An 18270-nucleotide genomic window follows, 5' to 3' on the forward strand; every position below is an offset into this window, starting at 1 on the left:
GAAGTGCGGCGGTCAGGGGCAGGGTCGAACTGCCGACCTTCGCTTTTCAGATGTAGCGATCCGCCTGCTGGCGGGCGGCGACCAGGAGGTAGGGGTCGCTAGTGGCGCCTTCCGTGTGGGACTGGAGCGGTTGTGGACGGCGGCCTGGCGCCTGCACGCCGGAGATGACCCGGCCGCCGAAGACTGGGGCGCGGCGTACGCGCTGGCCGTGCTGGCCGGCCACGCCGATCACGTCGCCGCCACGCTGGATGCCCAGGCCGCCGCCGCTGGCCTGGCCGGCGAGCGGCGCAGCGGCATCGACTCCTGCATTCGCTATCTGAGCGGCAACGCCGAGTTCCTGCGCTACGACCACGCGCTGAAACAAGGGCTGGCCGATCGCCACGGGCGTGATCGAGGGAGCGTGCCGGCACTTGATCGGCGACAGGTTGGACATTACCGGCGCCCGCTGGGGACTGGCCGGTGCCGAGGCGGTCCTCAAGCTCCGCGCCGTGATCAGCAACGGAGACTTCGAGGAGTACTTCGCCTTCCATCTCCAGCAAGAGCATCAGCGTGTCTACCCGGCCGGCTACCAGAACAGATACGCCCTTACCGCTTGATCATTCCAGTCCCTGAGAACGAGCATTCGCAAGCCCGAGGTCGATCTTTTCCGCATAGCTGCTCAGCGTTGTGGAGGCGCTCTGGGCAAGGGCGGCTGGATGACCGGCGACAATCTCATAGCTGATATCCAGGGCGCCCAGATGGCAGGCCTGCGCACTATTTGGATCAATAGGGGAACCTGGTCAGGCCAAGAGCATCATGTCGACCATGCGGTCACCGACGTCATCGAGGCAATAGCCATCCTGCGATCAGTACACAGGGAAGCCTGACCACGCTGGCTTCGTGCACATTTTCAATACATACGCCAACATTCTGCGAGAGGTGCACCTGCTGGACTTCCACATGACCGACCAGTAAGCCGGGCGGCTTTGCTGTCAGCCTGCTGAAGTCGCCGTTGATCACGCCCGACAGAAGAGAGCCAACATGAGTGAGGCCCTTTCCGGCTTAATAGGAGTCCTGGTGGGCTCCATCATCACGGCAATCGTGACAATCTATGCAGAACATCAGAAGGGCAAGCGCGAGGCAGCGCAAAGCGAACGACAGCACGAGCGCGAACGCCGATCAGCACGCGACACGTTCCAGAGGGACAGCATCCTCACGCTTCAGACCGCGGTAGCTGATCTGATCAAATCGGCGTACGAGGAGCTCGACGGGGTCATCGCCATTGCGAAAGAGACAGGGCAGTGGCCGACCCGGCAATGGGAGACACCTGCGGCTGTCGGATGGTCCACGGCCTTGGTGCTGCTGAAGTCATCCCGGGCTCGGGTCTTCAACGAAGAGATCCGCTCGCTGGCCATGGAGCTCCAAAAAGCAGCCGGGGACTCGATCTGGGCCAAGAGCATGGATGAGGCAGAACAGCACAGCAAGCGCCTCGAACCACTGCTCGACCGCTTCAATGATGCGGTCGCACGAACACTGCCTTCGCTCTACTGACGTCGTGATCGTGACGCGGCGTCGCGCCCGTGACCAGGGGTTATGCAGCGTTTTCCACCTGCCTTGATACTTGTCCCCCGGATCGGTTGTCATCGGAGAGAGGAATCTGCGTCTGCAGGCCCATTAGCCGCCTGGGTCATGCGTAGTCGTCATCAATCCACCTCCACTCAACCCGGGGCACACCAGAGCCTCCATCAGTCCCGGAGCGGTTCAACTGTCCACCGGGGATATCCGCTATACCTGGTCCACATGACGGCCTGCGCTGCTCAGGCCGCTTAAATGTGACCGCTGGTCCTCTCCCCGGAGGCCAGCCCCCGGAGTATCTCGATATCGGCGATGTCCTTCTGCCGCCACGGCCGGCCGTTGCGCAGGTGCGGGAACTGCTCCTTCATGGCGAGCATGCCGGAGACGCTCATGGCCGGCACCGGCGTGCCATCGAGTATCACGGGCTCGTCGCCGAAGGATCCTGGCGGGAACAGCCAGTCGGACCATCGCCCCAGGGGCTGACTGAACGATCCGTCCGGCCACCGGTCAAAGTAAGCGGTGCTGAACGGCACATCGTCCAGCGTGAACTCACAGGCCTCCTCTGGCGGCTGAGTCGTCAGCGCCGTGGCGCCGGCTCCTACGAGCACTGCCTTCGATCGCTCGGCGTGAATACGCTCAACCCAGAATTCAACGTCGCCGTGCTCGCGCGTGATCCGGCCGATCCTCGCATCGAGTCCCCAGCCCCCGAACAGCCACGCTGAGATATCGACTGCCTGCAGGACCGCGATGACTTTGCGGATAACACGCAGTTGCCCTTCCGTCTTCTCGTCCATGGTTTGATCCTGCCATCCAGGGTGAACTGCCCACCCTCGCCCGCTGGTGCCAGACTCGAGGGCTACCTGGACTCCGCCGCCGCCACCGCATCATTGGAGTCGACGCCATCGAGGGCAAGTCCTGGCTACCGCCGCTCCCCGCGCTCGCCTGGTACCAGATCACGGGGCCCTGTGAATGGACACTACGAACGGCCCCGATGGGCTGCTCTCTCCACGATCTCTTCTCCTCTTCGGCGGAGGATCCTGAGGCGGCTCATACTCCTCAATTTCATCAGCCACACTTGTCCAGAAAGCACATTGGTTACGTATCCACTGGCGCTCCCCCATTGCCCTGGATAAGGTCCCGCTCAATATCAGGCATGCGGCAATCATGCCCGCGCTGACGCGTGGATGAGAGGGCGCGAATCGCGCCAGGTCTCAGCGTGTCACCCGCACGTCATTGAGTGAGGGTGCGTGCAAGCATGCAGGCCCGTACGGCCCGAAAATCGCTTGCCTCGCGTGGCGGGCTCAGGGGAATGTGGTGTCCATGATGCTCTGACGGACGCACCCCGCCATTTGAGATGCCGCGGCGCCGACTCTCGCCGTGATGCCGCCCGCCCATAACCTGTTCAGCGAAGAGAGCGTCTTTGTCTCAACAACACTCCCGGCAGGAGTTCCTGCCGGCGGCCACGTCGGCCAGCGTCACCGTGTTCGCCTCCCCCACGAGCTGGATCGAGTCCGATGCCGTCGCGCAGTGCCATCAGGTGGCCGCCCTCGACGGGATGATGCACGTCGCTGCCATGCCTGACCTGCACCCGGGCAAGGGCGCCCCCATCGGTGCCGCCATGGCATCGACCATCCTGTACCCGTTCCTGGTGGGCTCCGACATCGGTTGCGGCATCGCCGTGTTCCCCGTCAAGCTCAAGCGGGCCGTACCCGAGAAGCTTGCCGCCCGGTTTCCCGATCTCGATCGCCCGCTGCATCCTGAGCAGGATGCCGACGACCCGGCCTGGGCCGTGGTGAAGGGTGATATTCCCGCTGGGTACGTCGAGGGCCTCGGGACGGTCGGCCGGGGAAACCACTTCGTCGAGCTGGCGCGCATCGGGACCGTTTTCGAGCCGGACCACGCGAGCCGGCTCGAACTCGCCGCCGGTGACCTGGTTCTCATCGTCCACAGTGGTTCCCGTGGGCTGGGGGAACGGATCCTGCGGGCGCACACCGAGGTCCATGGAGCGGGCCCCGCCCCTGATCCGGGCGCCTATCTGGCGATGCATGACGACGCCGTACGCTGGGGATCGCTCAATCGGCGGTTGCTGGCCGCCCTGGTCGCCCATGCCCTGGGGTTCGAGCCCACCGAGCCGATCGTCGACCAGTGCCACAACCTCGTCGAGGTCCGCGACGGGATCTACCTGCACCGCAAGGGGGCGGCGCCGGGTGACGGCCGCGACGTGCTCATCGCCGGTACGCGAGGCACTCCGTCCTACCTGGTGGCCGGTCACGCCGGGCCGGACGCCGGCCATTCCGTGGCGCACGGCGCGGGCCGCAAGATGTCGCGTGCGGACGCTCTGCGCCGGGGTCGGGCCAAGCACACGGTCGAGGAGCTGCGCCGTACGCCGATGGGGTCGTTGGTGGTGTGCGGCGACCGGCAACTGCTCTTCGAGGAGGCGCCGACGGCCTACAAGCGCATTGAGCAAGTGATCGCCGACCTCGTCGACCATGACCTGGCCACGCCCGTGGCCACCACGATCCCTCTGGTCACCTACAAGACGCCCGACCTCGGGTCGGTGCCCCAGAGGGACCATCGGGAGCAGCGCCGCAAGCGGGGGCGGCCGTGAGCGTCCACCTGCTGCTGTCGGCCGGGCGCGGCCCGCAGGAGTGTGCCTGGGCGTTGGCGCAACTGCTGCACCGCATGGAAACTGACGCCACCCGGCAGGGTCTGGAGACCCATCGGGCCCAGACCGTTCCCGGTGATCGGCCCGGCACGTATCGATCGGTTCTCGTCCGGATCGCAGGTGACGGAGCCGAGGCGTTCGCCGCTTCGTGGACCGGAACTCTGTGCTGGCAGGCCCCCAGCCCGTACCGGGCCGGCACCGGCCGGAAGAACTGGTACGTCATCGCCGAGCCGTGCCAGGTCGACACCCCGCGTACGACGTTCGCGGAAGCAGACGTCGACATCGTCGCCTGCCGCACCGGCGGCCCCGGCGGTCAACATCGGAACAAGGCCAGCACGGCCGTACGGGCGACCCACCGGCCCACGGGGATCGTCGTCGTGGTCGACACCGAGCGGCAGTTCAGCCTCAACCGCCGCATCGCCATGCGGTTGCTGCGACAGCGCATCGAGCATGGCGACGAGGCGGCGGGACGCGCCGTCACCACCGCCCGCTGGCGCATCCACGATGAGCTCGTACGCGGCAACCCCACCCGCATCGAACGCCCGGGAACGTCGGAGCAGAACCTGGCCCCGCAGGCGCAGAAGCGTCGGCGACGGCAAGCCACCCCGATCACGTCCACCGTGAAAGGAGGATCGCATCAGTCGGCATGAGGTCGGTGGGGCAAGAGCGTGCAGTGCTGCCCCTGACGAGCTCTCCCCTGTCGCCGCACCAGCCCATATGGCATAGCACGCAGACGTCGGAAGGCGTGCAGCAAGGCGTAGGTCTGCTCGACGATGTAGCGGTGTTTGCCCAGGCCGGAGCCATGTGCGGTGTCGTGGCGGGCGATCAGTAGGCGGATCTGTAGTTCGCGCACCAGGCGCCGATACTTGTCGTGGTCGGAGCCCAGGCCGGCGAGGACGGCGTCGGGGGCGCTGGCGCGGACGGCCGCGCTTGCCGCGTACTTCCGGGATGGCCTGCAGGAGCGGGATGAGCTGGGTGACGTCATTGCGGTTGGCACCGGTGAGGATGGCGGCAAGGGTGGTGTCGGTGATCAGGTGGCGCTTGCTGCTGGGCCGTCCGCGATCGACCGGGGACGGGCCGGGCTACCACCCTGATCTGGGAAGAGTCCACTGCGGCCCGGGAGAGGTCGAGCTCGTCCGCCGCGCGCAGGCGGTCCGGCATCACCTCGTGTAGGCGCTGCCAGACGCCGCAGGCGTTCCACTCGGCCAGGCGTCGCCAGTGGGTCATGCCCGAGCCGTATCCCAGCTCTTGTGGCAGGTGCTCCCAGGCGATGCCGGTGTGCAGGACGAACAAGATGGGTCATGTAGTCGCTTGCGTCCCGGATGGCGGAAGCGCCGCTGACGCTGGGGCAACAGCGGCTCGATCACGCCCACAGCTCGTCACTGACTTCCCACGGCTTCAGCTTCGCCACCCGCGCTCCCTCTCGCTCGGCTCCGGCGAGAGATCAAAGCACAACAAAATCATTCTGTTAGGACTTCTTGGAAGGCGCCACGGAAGATCTTTTGGTCTTCTCCTGACCGTTCGTTTGACGAGCCCCCACACTGAAGGCCGTGACGAACGATCTCACCGACGCGTGGGACCGCCTGGTTCCTCTCCGCCGGCTTTACCAGGTGGCGGCCCTGCTCAACATGCCGCGCCTGGATGAGAGCGCCGCGAGCGAAGACGCTCCGCACATCAACCAGCAGGCAGTGCTGTACGCCGGCATCGCTGACTGGGCTCGACTATCGGCCCAGGCGGCCGAACAACTCGGCACGCCGGATGCGGCCGACACTGCCGATGAATACACCTATCTCATCGAATACACCGACCTGCACGCCAAAGGCTGGAACCCCGCGCCTAGCGAGCACTCCCAGGGAATCATCCTGGCCGACACGGCCGAGGCGGTCGCGCATACCGTCCTCACTCACTACATCACCCACCTGGCCGAACACCGCGACGACTACCAACTGTGGCTAGTTGACTCGCTATCCCTGCGCGCGAGTGTGTGGCACGTGAAAACCGCCGCCGCGCACCCCTGCGGCCGCCACTTCAGCTATCCCTCCTCAGCGCACACGTTCAAGAGCGCGATGATTCTCCCCCACGCCGTCGAGATCCGTATGCCTGTCCAAATACACCTGTTCATGAACCACTACATCGCCCCGTAGCTGAGAGCCGGAGTCATGGAAACGACGTAACCCCTGCCCCCGGTACGGCTCGAGCTCTCCCAAAGCGGGGGCCGCAGATTGAATCCTGATCGTTCAGGGTTGTGATGTCTCAGGACATCGAAAACCCTCGAACTTGCGGGTTCGGGGATTTCGTCGTTTTGGGGTTTGCCTGGGGTTGGTAGTCACGGCTGGGGTCGATGGTCAGCTCACGGAGAAGCTCTCCGGTGACAGCGTCGACGACGCTCTTCATCGTCTTGCCGTTGTCGGTCAGCGTGGGGACGGGCACGCCATGGGCGGCGACGGCTTGGCTGAAGGTGTCGCGCACGATAGGCCCTGTGACCCGGCGCCGGCAGGTGACGAGCAAGGCGTAGCGGGGGGTGGCCGTCCAGCCAGTTGAGGATCTCGGCGTCGCTGCCGTCGGCCAGCCGGTAGTGGGTGAAGTCGGCCTGCCAGGTCTCGTTCGGCAGCGCCGCTTCAAAGCGGATGTAGGACGAGCGAGGCCGCTTCTTCGGCTTGGGGATGACCGGGCCATGCCGCGTCAGGTAGCGGCTGATCGTGGCTCGCGACACCGTCCGCTGATGGTGGTGCCGCAGCCACACCCGGCTGGAGTTTCCTATGTTTCTTAACCAGCACACTGATCGTTTAGAGGTCGGCGAGCGTGTCGTCACTTGTTCCAGGCCACCAGGAACTCCGCCAACGAGATGCGTCCGTCCACGTCCCCGTCGTGCTCGTCCGAGACCTTGAAGATCGAGTCGAGCTCGGTGGTGGTGACCTGCTCGCCGCGCGCGTTCATGGCGAGCGTGAACTCCTCGCGCGTGATGTATCCGTCCCCGTCACGGTCGAACTCCTGGAACGTGGCGGTCGGGTCGTTGAGATCTGGCATGGGTGACCTCTCATCGTGCGATTCATTCGATGTACTGGCAAAGCAACATCGAAGCACGAGCTTGTGCCCTCACGCGAGGAATGACGGGACGAAAGCGCCGGTCGTGGCGCCCTGTTTCGGATCCGCGACGGCAGGAAGTCGATCGGGCTGATCGCTACCGTCTGCTCGCACGAACCGGCGTAGATCGGACGTGCCGAGGTGACCGGGTGACCGGGTGACCGTGGATGGGCAGCCAGGGGGAGCGGATCACGGCGTTGCGGACGCTGGGCTGCGGGTGCAGGTTGCGGGGTGCAGGTCGCGGGGTGCTCGACAACGGCGTGTGCGTGGACGAGGCTCGGAGTCCCCCGTGACGATGCCGTGTGCCTGCGTATGAAGACCAGGGTGGTGTCAGCCGCGGGCGGGGGTGCGGAAGACCTGGCGGCTGTGCCAGCTGATGTGGTCAGGTTCCACCGCGTCCAGGCCGGGCTGGGGGCTTCGGGCGGGGTGGCCGGACAGGGAGAGGACCAGGTCGTGGGATGCCTGTGACCGGCCCACGAACCTGGCGGAGACGGCGATGGTGCGGTCGATGGTCAGGCCGAGGACGCCCTTGTCGAACAGTTTGTGGTGGATGGCGCACAGGCACAGCCCGTTGGTCAGGTCGTCGGGTCCGTCGAAGGCCCACCAGCGTACGTGTGCCGCGTCCAGCCCCACCGCCGCGCCGTCCAGCCACCCGTCGTAGGAGCAGAACGCGCAGCAGTACTCGTACGCCATGAGCACCCGGTCGCGGAAGCCCGGGTCGCGGCGCAGGACCGGCGGTGTCCTGAGCTCCTCGCCGGATTCCAGGTCGAGGCCGGTCAGCAGGCACAGGTCCGGGTGCAGGGATGGGGCGAAATTGGCGTCCAGGAGGTGGCGGGCGATTCGCCCCAGCAGGCCGGGCTCCTCCGACAGGGCGCGGGCCAGGTCGGGGTGGAGGCGGCCGGCGGCCTGGCTGTCGCGAAGGCGGCCCAGCTCAGGGCCCGGGGAGCCCGGGCCGTGGCGGGTGTCGACCAGCCAGAGGCCGTCGTTCGTCAGATGGTGGAAGGGGTAGCCGGGGCTGGTGTCGCGGGGCGGGCCGTACTCCTTGAGCAGCTTCTTGAGCTCGGCCTCGGCGGCGCTGAACGTGATGGGCCGGTTGCCGTGCCGTTGGAAATGGCCCAAGGCGTACAGGAGAAGGAGCGGCTTGTGCGGTGCGCGCTCGCCGCCTCTGGTCCAGCGCCGGATCTCAGCGACCCGCTCGATCCAGTCCACGATCGGCCAGTGTAGAGCGATTATCCGCCTGTCGCGGTGGCCGGCCGCGCCCTATAGTCACCGAGTGAGCGATCTCCAGCCGGGCGTTTACCAGCATCTGATCACTCGTGAGCTGGACGGCCTGCTGCGTGCCGTACCCGATCGCGACCTGGTCGACCGGCGGGCGCTGGACATCGCCGACTCCCACGAGACGCTGGCCCGGCATCTGGCCGCGCTCACCCGTCGGGCGCTGCGCTCCGTACGGGGCGAGAACGACGCGGTACGGCTGGCGCGGCAGGTGGAGATCGTCAACAAGGTCGCCGACCTCATCGGCGACCTGGTGCCCGAGGCCGCCTCGCCCGAGGAACTCCTGGAGGCCGCCGAGGAGCTGCTGGGCGTCGCCAGGAGCCGGGATCGGGATGCGGCCGGTCGGGTACGGTTTCCCGCGCGGCCCGTGATCCCCCTCACCGGTAGCGCGTTGCTGGTCAACGGCCGTGGACAGCCGGAGATCGGCCATGAGCTCAAGCGCGAGCTGGCCTCGGCCGATCGGGTGGATCTGCTGTGCGCGTTCGTGAAGTGGAACGGCGTGCGGGTGCTGGCGGAGGCGATCGAGGAGTTCGTGGCGCGGGGCGGCCGGCTGAGGGTGGTGACCACCACGTACATCGGCGCCACCGACCGCCTGGCCCTGGACCGGCTGGCGGCCATGGGCGCCGAGATCCGCGTCTCCTATGACACGCGGATGACCCGGCTGCATGCGAAGGCGTGGTTGTTCCAGCGGGACAACGGCCTGTCCACGGCCTATGTGGGCTCCTCCAACCTGTCGCGCACCGCCCTCAGCCATGGGCTGGAGTGGAACGTACGCCTCGCTCAGGCCGAACAGCCGCATCTGATCGACACGTTCGCGGCCACGTTCGACGACTATTGGGGCGATCCGTCGTTCGAGCCCTACGATCCGGCGCAGGACGCGGAGCGGCTCGACCGAGCCCTGTCCGCCGAGCGGGCCGGGGGCCGGGCGGTGGTGCTCGACTTCGCGCACGTGGACGTCCGCCCGTACTCCTACCAGCGGGAGATCCTCGACGAGCTCGCCGCCGAACGGCAGATCCACGACCGGTGGCGGAACCTGGTCGTCATGGCCACCGGCACCGGCAAGACCGTGGTCGCCGCGCTCGACTACCGGCGGCTGCGTGCGGCCGGGCAGGCGGAGTCGCTGCTGTTCGTCGCGCACCGGAAGGAGATCCTGCGGCAGAGCCTGCTCACGTTCCGGCAGGTGATGCGGGACGAGACGTTCGGCGAGCTGTACGTCGACGGGGCCCGGCCGGAGCGGTGGCGGCACGTGTTCGCCTCGGTCCAGACGTTGCACGCCAACCCGCTGCCGGAGCCGGACCGGTTCGACATGGTGGTGGTGGACGAGTTCCACCATGCCGAGGCCGGCACGTACCGGCAGCTGCTCTCCGGTGTGCGGCCCACGGTGCTCCTGGGGCTGACCGCGACGCCGGAACGCGCCGACGGGCAGGACATCAAGCACTGGTTCGACGGCCGGATCGCCGCCGAGCTGCGGTTGTGGGAGGCGCTGGAGCGCGGGCTGCTGGCCCCGTTCCAGTATTTCGGCGTCCACGACGGCACCGACCTGCGCCAGATCGGCTGGCGCCGGGGCCAGGGTTACGACCTCGGCCAGCTCTCGAACGTCTACACCGGCAACGACCGCCGCGCCGCCGTGGTGTTGGAGACGCTGCGGCGGAAGGTCGGCGAGGTCGGACGGATGCGGGCCATCGGGTTCTGCGTGAGTGTCGATCATGCCCGGTTCATGGCCGACCGGTTCACCCGGGCGGGGCTCCCGTCGGTGGCCGTGACCGTGCAGAGCCGGAACGACGAGCGTGACCAGGCGCTGCGTGACCTGAGAGAACGCCGGATCAACGCGGTCTTCACCGTCGACCTCTTCAACGAGGGCGTCGACGTTCCGGAGATCGACACCGTGCTCTTCCTGCGGCCCACCGACAGCGCCACCGTCTTCCTGCAGCAGCTCGGGCGCGGGTTGCGGCTCGCCGATGACAAGCCGTGCCTGACCGTGCTCGACTTCGTCGGCCATCAGCACAAGCAGTTCCGCTTCGATCGGCGCTATCGGGCGCTCACGGGCGCGAGCCGTACCGGCATCGCGCGGGAGATCGAGCGGGGGTTTCCGACGCTGCCCGCCGGGTGCGTGATCGATCTGGATCGTGACGTGCTGCGGCTCGTTCTCGAGAACGTACGGCAGGCGCTCAGCCTGAACTGGCGGGACCTGGCGCGCGAGCTCCGCGAGCTGGGGGACGTCAGCATGTCCGCATTCCTGCGGGAGACCGGGCTGGACGTGGAGGATCTCTACCGGCGCCGCCAGGGCTGGGCCGCCCTGCGGCACGCCGCGGGGCTCGACGCCGTTGCCCCGGACGAAGGGCTCGGGCGCGCCTTGGGCCGGATGCTGCACATCGACGACGTCGAGCGTCTGACCTTTGTGAGCGACGTGTTGGCCAGCCGGGCTCCCCGGTCTCCGCGCGAGCTACGCCTCATGGCCATGCTCGATGCGATGTTGTGGGGCGGCACCGAGCCCGTCTCCGGCATGGAGGCCCGCCTCGCGCGGCTCACCGGTGCCCGTGCCGCGGAGCTCGGGGAACTGGCGGACGTGCTCCGCTCGGGAATCCGGCACGTCGCCCCGCGGCTGGACGCCGTCGTGCCGTTGCACGTCCATGCCCGCTACAGCAAGAACGAGGTGCTGGCCGCTTTCGGCATCGACCGGCCCGCGCACATGCGGGAAGGGGTCAAGTACGTTCAGGAGCACCGGGCGGACCTGTTCTTCGTCACCGTCGACAAGGCCGAGGACCATTACTCCCCCACCACGCTGTACCACGACCGGGCGATCAGCGAGGAGCTGTTCCAGTGGGAGTCGCAGAGCACGCTGCGGGCCTCCGCCGCCACTGCCCGCCGTTATCTGACGGGTGAATCCACGGTCCATCTCCTGGTACGGCAGTCCAAACGTGACGAAGGGCTTGGTGCTCCGCCGTACACCTACGCCGGGCCCATGCGGTACGTGAGCCATGAGGGCGAGCGACCCATCCGCTTCGTCTGGCGCCTGGACCACCCGCTTCCACCCGAGGTGTTCCACTACGCCAAGGCCACCGCGGGCTGAGCCGACGCGGGCGTCATGAGGCGAGCAGGTCGAAGTGGAAGCCGACGACCAGGCCGAGGAGGCTGATCACGCGCCACCACACCAGGGACTTCGGATGCTCAAGCACCCAGGCCACGCCTTTGAGGGTGTTCTCGAACAGCTTGCTCCTGGCGGTCGAGATCGCCACCCAGCCGACGGCGAGGACGATCGTCGCGATCAGGACCGCCAGGGGGAGCCGGCCGCTGCCGAGCCCCATGGCGACGTCGACGGCGGCCGCCATGGCACCGACGACGATCGCGCCCCCTCCCGTGGTCAAACCTGTCAGCGTTCCCTGGGTGCGGGACCGGGGGACGGCTCGGAGGCGTCCGCCGTATTCACGGATCCGTTCTGGGCCGAGGATGTCGAGGACGACCGTCATTCCGCCGAGGAACGCGGCGATCTTCCCGAATCGCCCCCACCACAGCATGCCCAGGCCGTACATGGTGGAGTCCTGCAAGGCGCTGTTGCCCGAGAACCACATCTGCAGGGCGTCCAGATAGCCGATGTCTGCCACGGAGGGAGCGTAGAAGAGGCGGCGCTCGGACGACCAGTAGACATCACGGGGGCTGCTCGGGTCAGAAGTTCCACAGGAGGATGGTCCACAGGATGAAGATCGTGGCGTAAATGGAGATGCCCACGTAGCCGAGGATCAGCGCCGTGATGGAAACGGCTCTTCCATTTCCGTTGAGATGATTCGCCCGCCAGAGGGCCATGTGTCCGAGTATCACCCCGGCCACGCTTGGTACGGCGAGCGTGACCAGCCCGAGGATCGAAAGGACCAGGGCGGCAATAGCCCACTGGTTCTTTGGCGCGAAAGCTTCGACTGTTGACAATTTGGCACTTCCTAAAGGGCTATGACTCCCGGTAGTGGCCATAGTGGCGCTGGCGCAGGCGTTCGAAGTAGCCCATGCCTACGAAGAGCACCGCGATGAAAACCGAGAGGCCGAGGGACAAGAGCAAAGTGGTCGCGGTGAGGGGGCCATCGAAGCCGGCCAGGGTGCTGATCAGCAGGAGGCTGTCGATCAGCACGCCGAAGGCGGGCCCCATGACCAGGCCGAGGAACAGCGGGTGGGCCGCGGAGAAGCGTTGACCGCGGTGCGGTTCCGCAGCACCGCCCAGGGACCTGTCCATGCGCCAGAACCAGTCCGCGAACAGCCCCCACACACGCACAGTCGACCTCTTTCACAGGGAAAGTAGAAAGATCCTAATTTATCCGGGTGGCGTTGCGGACAATTCCTCCGCGACCGCGGGCTTGCTGCTGCTCCATGTGGTCCTGGCTATTCCTGTGGCGTTTGCGAGCAGCTCGGTGCTCTTCGCGTGGGGTCGGCCCAGCATGCCCATATGAGAGCGCGGCTCCCGTTGTGGGGGCGGCTCTGGCGGTCGTCGGCCTCCATCCTGCGACACCCTGGCGACCGGGCTGCCGATGCCCGCCGGGGTCATCACGGCGCTGTCCAGGCCACGACGTCTTTCACGAATTCAGCCCTCAGGGAAGACGGCGCACGTCTCGAACAGCGGGCCCGCCGCCGTCGGGGTTTCTGTCGTTCGCCGCTGCTATAGATTGCCGCACCGCCTGATCTTCATGGAAGCAAGGTGTCCGATGGCATCAGTGACGTTTCGCGACGAGACCGCGACCGGCCGGGCTCTGGAGGAGTTCTCCGTGCCCGAGCTGCCCGAGCGGATCTCGGCCAGGGAGCTGGTACGGCTGCGCGTACGCGAGGAGGTGGCCCGCTACAACGCCGCCCCCTCCCACCATTTCCGCGGTCTGGTCAGACCGACCGACGCCGAGGCCGAGCTGAACGGCTACCGGATGCGGAGCGTGCGCAGGCTGGACTGGGAGAAGCAGGCCGACACCGCCGAGGCCGCGTTCGCCCGCAACGGCTTCCTGCTGCTGGTCGGTGACCGGCAGATCCTGGATCTGGACGATGAGATCGACCTGATCGCCGACCCCGTCGTCTCCTTCGTCAAGCTCGTCCCGCTGGTCGGAGGCTGACGTGGGCGTTCTCGACGGCCTCCCGGCCGAGGTCCGCAGCCGGCTCGACGAAGACGAGAGCGGAGGTGGAGGTGGAGGCGGATTGGGGCAGGCCGCGCTGGAGTTGTTCCGCGGGCTCGACGCCACTCTGCGCCCTCAGGAGACCTACCGTTTCGTCGATGAGGCGCTGCTGAAGGAGCTCTCCGTCGGATGGGGCGAGGCCGAATGGCGGACGGCGGCGTTGTGGGCGCAGTTGCTCACGCTGACCACCGACGGCAGCATCGCCGGCGAGACACTCCTCACCAGGCTGGCCCAGCGCAAGCTGCGCTGGTCCCCGCACGAGCGGGAGCTGCTGTGGCGGACCACACTCGCCCAACCGGAGCAGCCCTGGAAGGACCTCGTCTACCGCATTCCGATGTCCTCGATCAAGGATCTGCCGGCGAGCGAGCGCGAACCGCTCCTGCCGCTCCTCATGCAGGCGCAGCGGGAGATGGAGGCGGTCCCGCTCTCGGCCGGCTGGACGGCCAAGCGGCTGCTGGACGGTCTCATCGCCGAGCACCTCGCCGGCGACCCCGCCGCGGCCACGCGTTCCCTCCTGCCCGAGTGCGACGGCTTCGCCGCGCTGCTGCGCGAGGAGTACAGCGAGCGGCTGGGCGAGCCCGATGCCCTCCCGCTCGTGAGACACTGGGCCACCGCGATCACCCCCAACCCGGCGCCGCAGTGGACGGCACGCGCGGGTGAGCTGCTCACGCCCCACGCCACCGAGCTGATCCGGGAGATCCTGGGCCGCGTGCCCGCCTACCGTGAAGGGCTCTGGCACAACGGCTACGGTGAGGTCGTCACCTATCTCCACGAGCGCACCGCCGAGCTCCTGCGCGGGATGATCTGGACCTGCGAGCTGATCGGCGAGCCCTGGGTGACCGGGCTCCTGGGTGACGTGGCACTGGCCACCGGCATCGGGATGGGCGGATCGGGCCCGAACTCCCGCAGCGAGCGAGTGGCCAACGCGGCCCTCGGCGTGCTGGCCCGGCGCGGGGGTATGGAGGTGGTCGCCCAGCTCGCCCGCATCCAGGCCAAGGTGCGCAGGAAGAGCGTCCTGACCAAGGTCAAGCAGATCCTCCACGAAATAGCCGTACGGACCGGGCTGTCTCCGGAGCAGTTGGTCGAACGCACTGTCCCCACCTTCGGCCTGGGCCACGACGGCACGCGGACCGAGCAGGGGCTGACCCTGGCCGTGACCGGCGCGATCACCTGGAACGGCCGCAAGACCATCCCCAAGAGCGTCGACCGGGAGTTGCTGGCCGAGTTCAGGGCCACGGCGAAGGAGCTGAAGAAGACGGTCCCCGCCGAACGGCTCCGCGTCGAGCGCGTGCTGGCGGCCGGGCGGAGCTGGTCCTGGCAGGAGGTGTGCGAGTTCTACCTCGACCACCCGGTCACCGGCGCCTTCGCCCGTACCCTGATCTGGGAGGTCGTCCAGGGCTCCGCCGGGCTTCCCGCCCGCGTCGGCGGAGCGTGGGAGCTGACCGATCCGGCCGGGCGCCGCGTCCGGCCCCGCCCGGAGACCTCGGTCCGTCTGTGGCATCCCATCTCCCATACTCCCGAGGAGGTCCGCGCCTGGCGGGACCACCTGCTGGCGATCGGCCTGCGCCAGCCGTTCAAGCAGGCCTTCCGCGAGGTCTACCTGCTCACTCCCGCCGAGGAGGCGACGCACGACCACTCACGCCGCTTCTCCGGCCATCTGCTCCGGTACGGCCAGGCCAAGGCGCTGCTCACCGAGCGCGGCTGGACCGGCATGTCGTTGGGCCACTGGGGCGCGGCCGGAGGGTCCGAGCAGTGCGAGGCCGTCAAGGAGCTACCCGGCGGCCTGACCGCCACCTGGGAGTTTTACCTGGACGAGCACTCCTACGAACGCGACGGCTACGGCACCACCGCCTCCATCTGCGTCAGCGGCGACCTTCGTTTCCGCTCCGGCACCTCGTCGGTCCCGCCGGCCGACACCGGCCGCCGGCCGGTCCCGCTGGCCGAGGTCCCGGCGCTCACCCTGTCGGAGGCGCTGCGCGACGCCGACCTGGCCGTCGGCGTCACCTCCACCGGCCTGGACCCCGAGGGCCACGGGGACTACTGGCAGTCCTACAGCTTCGGCGACCTGACCGAGAGCGCGCAGGTCCGGCGTGACGCCCTGGCCGGGCTGCTGCCCCGCCTGGCCATCGCGGACCGCTGCACCCTGGCGGACCGGTTCCTGCGGGTACGCGGCGACCTGCGCACGTACAAGATCCATCTCGGCTCGGGCAACATCCTCATGGAGCCCAACGACGCCTACCTGTGCATCGTCCCTCACAGCACCGGCGACCAGGTCTTCCTGCCCTTCGAGGAGGACGGCGGCATGTTGTCGATCATTCTGTCCAAGGCGTTCCTGCTGGCCGCCGACGCCGCCATCACCGACCCGTCCATCACCCGCCAGATCCACTTCTGACAGGACCCACCGGCATGCACCTCTCCCCCCTCGCGCAGCGCCTGCTCGATCTGATCAACGGGACCGCGAACGACCCCACGCGCTGGCCCGACGCCTCCCAGCTGAACGTCGGGCTGACCGGCGTCGCCGGCTCGGCACCGGGGCGGTACGCGATCGACGAGCGCGCCAGGCAGCAGCTCGTCGCGCCGGCCCGCGAGCTGGTCGGGTTCCTGATGCCGGAGGACGGCGCATGGTCGTACGGACGCTTCCCCATGCTGGTGGCGGCGGGGCTGGCGGGCATGGACGCCGAAGTGAGCGCCCGGCTCGCCGAGAGGTGCGGGCCGATCGCGGTCGCCGAGACGGACATGCTGCTCGGCTGGGACGTGGAACGCCGGGCGCTGTTCGCCGAGGCGGCGCGGGTGCGGTGGGAGGAGCCGCTGCCCGGCGTGATCGAATGGCTCGACGCCCTGCCCGGCTACCCCGACTTCGCCCGGACGGCGCTGGAGGCGGCCGAGGCCCGTGTCGCGGCGATCCACACCGGTGAGATTCCCTACACGGCGGAGAAGGCGTTCGGCGACGACGAGAAGTCGGCCCTCGGCCGGGCCGTACGGCTGGCGCTCTACCGGGACGAGCCCTGGCTGCCCGGCCTGCTGGATCCGCTGGCGCGCGGGATCGCGGTGGCGCCCACCCAGGCCAAGACCCTGCCCTCCCAGGCACTGCTGTTCGAGATCGCCCGCGCGGTGCGGGACCACCCGACGCCCGAGGCGATCTCCGCGCTGCGCGCCGCCCGCCAGGTCACGCGGCACGCCGGGGTGCCCAAGCAGCTGGACCGCATGTTCAAGCGCATCGAGCCCGCCCTGGCCGAGCGGCTGGAGGTGGCGTTCAGGGTGCCCGACGGGCGCGTACGGCAGGCGTTCGGCGAGCACACGGCGGTGATCTCGACCGACGGCGAGGTCGAGCTGTCGTGGTGGCACGGGGACAGGAAGCTGAAGGCGGTCCCGGCGGCGGTCAGGCGGGAGCACCCGGACGAGGTCAAGCGGCTGCGCGAGCTGGCCAAGCAGACCATGCAGCAGCAGACGACCCTGTTCAGGGCGCTGGAGGCCGGATACACCGGCGAGAAGGCCGCGCCCTACCGGCAGTTGGAGGGCCGCTCGGTCGTCGACCGGCTGATCTGGGAGTTCGAGATCTCGCCCGGCGTGTGGCGCGGCGAGCTGGGGATGAGCGTGCCGGACGTGCCCGTACGGCTGTGGCATCCGGCCCGCGCGTCGGTGGAGGAGGTCCGCGCCTGGCGGGAGGTGGTGCAGGGCAAGGAGCTGCGCCAGCCGTTCAAGCAGGCCTTCCGCGAGGTCTACCTGCTCACGCCCGCCGAGGAGGAGACCGGGATCCACTCCTTCCGGTTCGACGGGCACGTGGTGGACTACCGCAGGCTCCGGGCGCTGTTCAAACAGCGAGGCTGGCAGTCGCCCTTCCTCGGACAGTGGGACGGCGGCTACCAGGGTGAGGCCCACCGGGTGCTGGCGAGCGGACGGTGGCGGGTGTACTTCGACCACAGCCTGTACGACGAGCACCACGCGAGCACCGGCCCGATCCACTTCCAACGGCTGACCGAGGGCAGGTGGCAGCAGGCGCCGTTGACGGAGGTCCCCGCGCTGGTGTTCAGCGAGGCCATGCGGGACGTGGACCTGTTCGTGGGCGTCGCCTCGATCACGAGCGATCCCCAGTGGGCCGACCAGGGGCCGGACCACCTGCGGGACTACTGGCGGACGGGCTCGTTCGCGGCCCTGCCGCCCTCCGCCGAGGTGCGCCGCGACGCGCTGTCCCGGTTGATCGGGCGTACGACCATCGCCGACCGCTGCACCATGACCGACCGTTTCCTGGTGGTACGGGGTGATCTGCGCACCTACAAGATCCACCTAGGGTCGGCGAACATCCTGATGGAACCCAACGACGCCTACCTGTGCATCGTCGCCGCAAGAGCCCCCCAGGCCGGGCTGTTCCTTCCGTTCGAGGAGGACGGCCGGTTGGCGCTCATCCTCAGCAAGGCCTTCCTGCTGGCGAACGACACCGCCATCACCGACCCCTCCATCACCCGCCAGCTCCGGGCGATATAGTCTACGCGTAGATAGTCTGCGCACGGATCAACTCCCCGAGGAGGAACGCGACAAAACGCCTACGAGCACACG

At 68.0% G+C, this 18270-nt stretch carries 18 protein-coding genes and 1 pseudogene; 10 read left to right on the top strand and 9 right to left on the bottom strand.

The window, feature by feature from the left end; genetic code table 11:
• Positions 1-46 precede the first annotated feature (46 nt).
• Positions 47-433: a hypothetical protein gene (locus ACIHFD_RS49855; protein ID WP_397372893.1), complete on the bottom strand. Its 387-nt coding sequence runs from the start codon at positions 431-433 to the stop codon at positions 47-49.
• Between ACIHFD_RS49855 and ACIHFD_RS49860 the strand changes: the two genes are divergently transcribed.
• From ACIHFD_RS49860 to ACIHFD_RS49870, 3 genes are all read left to right on the top strand, one after another.
• The gene (locus tag ACIHFD_RS49860) at positions 426-596 is read left to right on the top strand and encodes a hypothetical protein (protein ID WP_397372894.1); all 171 of its coding nucleotides are present in this window, start codon (positions 426-428) and stop codon (positions 594-596) included. The genes ACIHFD_RS49855 and ACIHFD_RS49860 overlap by 8 nt on opposite strands.
• A 24-nt stretch (positions 597-620) precedes the next feature.
• Positions 621-866, top strand: a complete 246-nt coding sequence (locus ACIHFD_RS49865; protein WP_397372995.1) for an HAD family hydrolase — start codon at positions 621-623, stop codon at positions 864-866.
• Between the two features lie 190 nt (positions 867-1056).
• Positions 1057-1530, top strand: coding sequence for a hypothetical protein (locus ACIHFD_RS49870; RefSeq protein WP_397372895.1), 474 nt, complete (start codon positions 1057-1059; stop codon positions 1528-1530).
• A gap of 275 nt (positions 1531-1805) precedes the next feature.
• Here ACIHFD_RS49870 and ACIHFD_RS49875 read toward each other — a convergent pair whose 3' ends face one another.
• Positions 1806-2348 (bottom strand): nucleotidyltransferase domain-containing protein, encoded by a 543-nt coding sequence (locus ACIHFD_RS49875; protein WP_397372896.1) that lies wholly within the window; start codon positions 2346-2348, stop codon positions 1806-1808.
• A 626-nt stretch (positions 2349-2974) separates the two neighbouring features.
• Between ACIHFD_RS49875 and ACIHFD_RS49880 the strand changes: the two genes are divergently transcribed.
• Both ACIHFD_RS49880 and prfH read left to right on the top strand, forming a co-directional pair.
• On the top strand, positions 2975-4162 hold the full coding sequence (locus ACIHFD_RS49880; protein ID WP_397372897.1) for an RNA ligase RtcB family protein: 1188 nt from the start codon (positions 2975-2977) through the stop codon (positions 4160-4162).
• Positions 4159-4869: a peptide chain release factor H gene (prfH, locus tag ACIHFD_RS49885; protein ID WP_397372898.1), complete on the top strand. Its 711-nt coding sequence runs from the start codon at positions 4159-4161 to the stop codon at positions 4867-4869. Before ACIHFD_RS49880 ends, prfH begins: the two co-directional genes overlap by 4 nt.
• Here prfH and ACIHFD_RS49890 read toward each other — a convergent pair.
• Positions 4857-5621: pseudogene (locus ACIHFD_RS49890) on the bottom strand (IS5 family transposase). The gene prfH and the pseudogene ACIHFD_RS49890 sit on opposite strands and share 13 nt — an antisense overlap.
• A 148-nt stretch (positions 5622-5769) precedes the next feature.
• Between ACIHFD_RS49890 and ACIHFD_RS49895 the strand changes: the two are divergent.
• Positions 5770-6363 (top strand): hypothetical protein, encoded by a 594-nt coding sequence (locus ACIHFD_RS49895; protein ID WP_397372899.1) that lies wholly within the window; start codon positions 5770-5772, stop codon positions 6361-6363.
• A gap of 109 nt (positions 6364-6472) precedes the next feature.
• Here the strand turns inward: ACIHFD_RS49895 and ACIHFD_RS49900 are convergent, their stop codons facing one another.
• The 3 genes from ACIHFD_RS49900 to ACIHFD_RS49910 form a co-directional block, all read right to left on the bottom strand.
• Positions 6473-6688, bottom strand: coding sequence for a hypothetical protein (locus ACIHFD_RS49900; RefSeq protein WP_397372900.1), 216 nt, complete (start codon positions 6686-6688; stop codon positions 6473-6475).
• A 339-nt stretch (positions 6689-7027) separates the two neighbouring features.
• Positions 7028-7246: an EF-hand domain-containing protein gene (locus ACIHFD_RS49905; RefSeq protein ID WP_363970484.1), complete on the bottom strand. Its 219-nt coding sequence runs from the start codon at positions 7244-7246 to the stop codon at positions 7028-7030.
• Between the two features lie 387 nt (positions 7247-7633).
• Positions 7634-8512 carry a phosphorothioated DNA-binding restriction endonuclease gene (locus ACIHFD_RS49910; RefSeq protein WP_397372901.1) on the bottom strand — a complete coding sequence of 293 codons (879 nt, stop codon included), beginning with the start codon at positions 8510-8512 and terminating at the stop codon, positions 7634-7636.
• Between the two features lie 64 nt (positions 8513-8576).
• Between ACIHFD_RS49910 and ACIHFD_RS49915 the strand changes: the two genes are divergently transcribed.
• The gene (locus tag ACIHFD_RS49915; RefSeq protein ID WP_397372902.1) at positions 8577-11648 is read left to right on the top strand and encodes a DUF3427 domain-containing protein; all 3072 of its coding nucleotides are present in this window, start codon (positions 8577-8579) and stop codon (positions 11646-11648) included.
• Between the two features lie 13 nt (positions 11649-11661).
• On the opposite strand, the gene ACIHFD_RS49920 is transcribed toward ACIHFD_RS49915, so the two are convergent.
• The 3 genes from ACIHFD_RS49920 to ACIHFD_RS49930 all read right to left on the bottom strand — a co-directional run bounded on the left by ACIHFD_RS49920 (position 11662) and on the right by ACIHFD_RS49930 (position 12836).
• A complete protein-coding gene (locus ACIHFD_RS49920; protein ID WP_397372903.1) occupies positions 11662-12180 on the bottom strand; it encodes a hypothetical protein in 519 nt (172 codons plus the stop codon).
• 61 nt (positions 12181-12241) lie between these two features.
• Positions 12242-12499: a DUF4190 domain-containing protein gene (locus tag ACIHFD_RS49925; protein ID WP_397372904.1), complete on the bottom strand. Its 258-nt coding sequence runs from the start codon at positions 12497-12499 to the stop codon at positions 12242-12244.
• Between the two features lie 19 nt (positions 12500-12518).
• A complete protein-coding gene (locus ACIHFD_RS49930; protein ID WP_397372905.1) occupies positions 12519-12836 on the bottom strand; it encodes a hypothetical protein in 318 nt (105 codons plus the stop codon).
• A gap of 427 nt (positions 12837-13263) precedes the next feature.
• On the opposite strand from ACIHFD_RS49930, the gene ACIHFD_RS49935 reads away from it, so the two are divergent.
• The 3 genes from ACIHFD_RS49935 to ACIHFD_RS49945 are packed head-to-tail and all read left to right on the top strand — an operon-like array spanning position 13264 to position 18198.
• Positions 13264-13656: a hypothetical protein gene (locus tag ACIHFD_RS49935; protein WP_397372906.1), complete on the top strand. Its 393-nt coding sequence runs from the start codon at positions 13264-13266 to the stop codon at positions 13654-13656.
• A gap of 1 nt (position 13657) precedes the next feature.
• Positions 13658-16108 carry a DUF4132 domain-containing protein gene (locus ACIHFD_RS49940; RefSeq protein WP_397372907.1) on the top strand — a complete coding sequence of 817 codons (2451 nt, stop codon included), beginning with the start codon at positions 13658-13660 and terminating at the stop codon, positions 16106-16108.
• A gap of 14 nt (positions 16109-16122) precedes the next feature.
• Positions 16123-18198, top strand: coding sequence for a DUF4132 domain-containing protein (locus tag ACIHFD_RS49945; RefSeq protein ID WP_397372908.1), 2076 nt, complete (start codon positions 16123-16125; stop codon positions 18196-18198).
• Positions 18199-18270 lie beyond the last annotated feature (72 nt).

The organism is Nonomuraea sp. NPDC051941 (assembly GCF_044593615.1).

Coding starts and splice junctions, on each gene's coding strand:
- ACIHFD_RS49905 (WP_363970484.1), bottom strand. CDS start 7,246: ATGCCAGATCTCAACGACCCGACCGCCACGTTCCAGGAGTTCGACCGT.
- ACIHFD_RS49855 (WP_397372893.1), bottom strand. CDS start 433: ATGTCCAACCTGTCGCCGATCAAGTGCCGGCACGCTCCCTCGATCACG.
- ACIHFD_RS49935 (WP_397372906.1), top strand. CDS start 13,264: ATGGCATCAGTGACGTTTCGCGACGAGACCGCGACCGGCCGGGCTCTG.
- ACIHFD_RS49875 (WP_397372896.1), bottom strand. CDS start 2,348: ATGGACGAGAAGACGGAAGGGCAACTGCGTGTTATCCGCAAAGTCATC.
- ACIHFD_RS49945 (WP_397372908.1), top strand. CDS start 16,123: ATGCACCTCTCCCCCCTCGCGCAGCGCCTGCTCGATCTGATCAACGGG.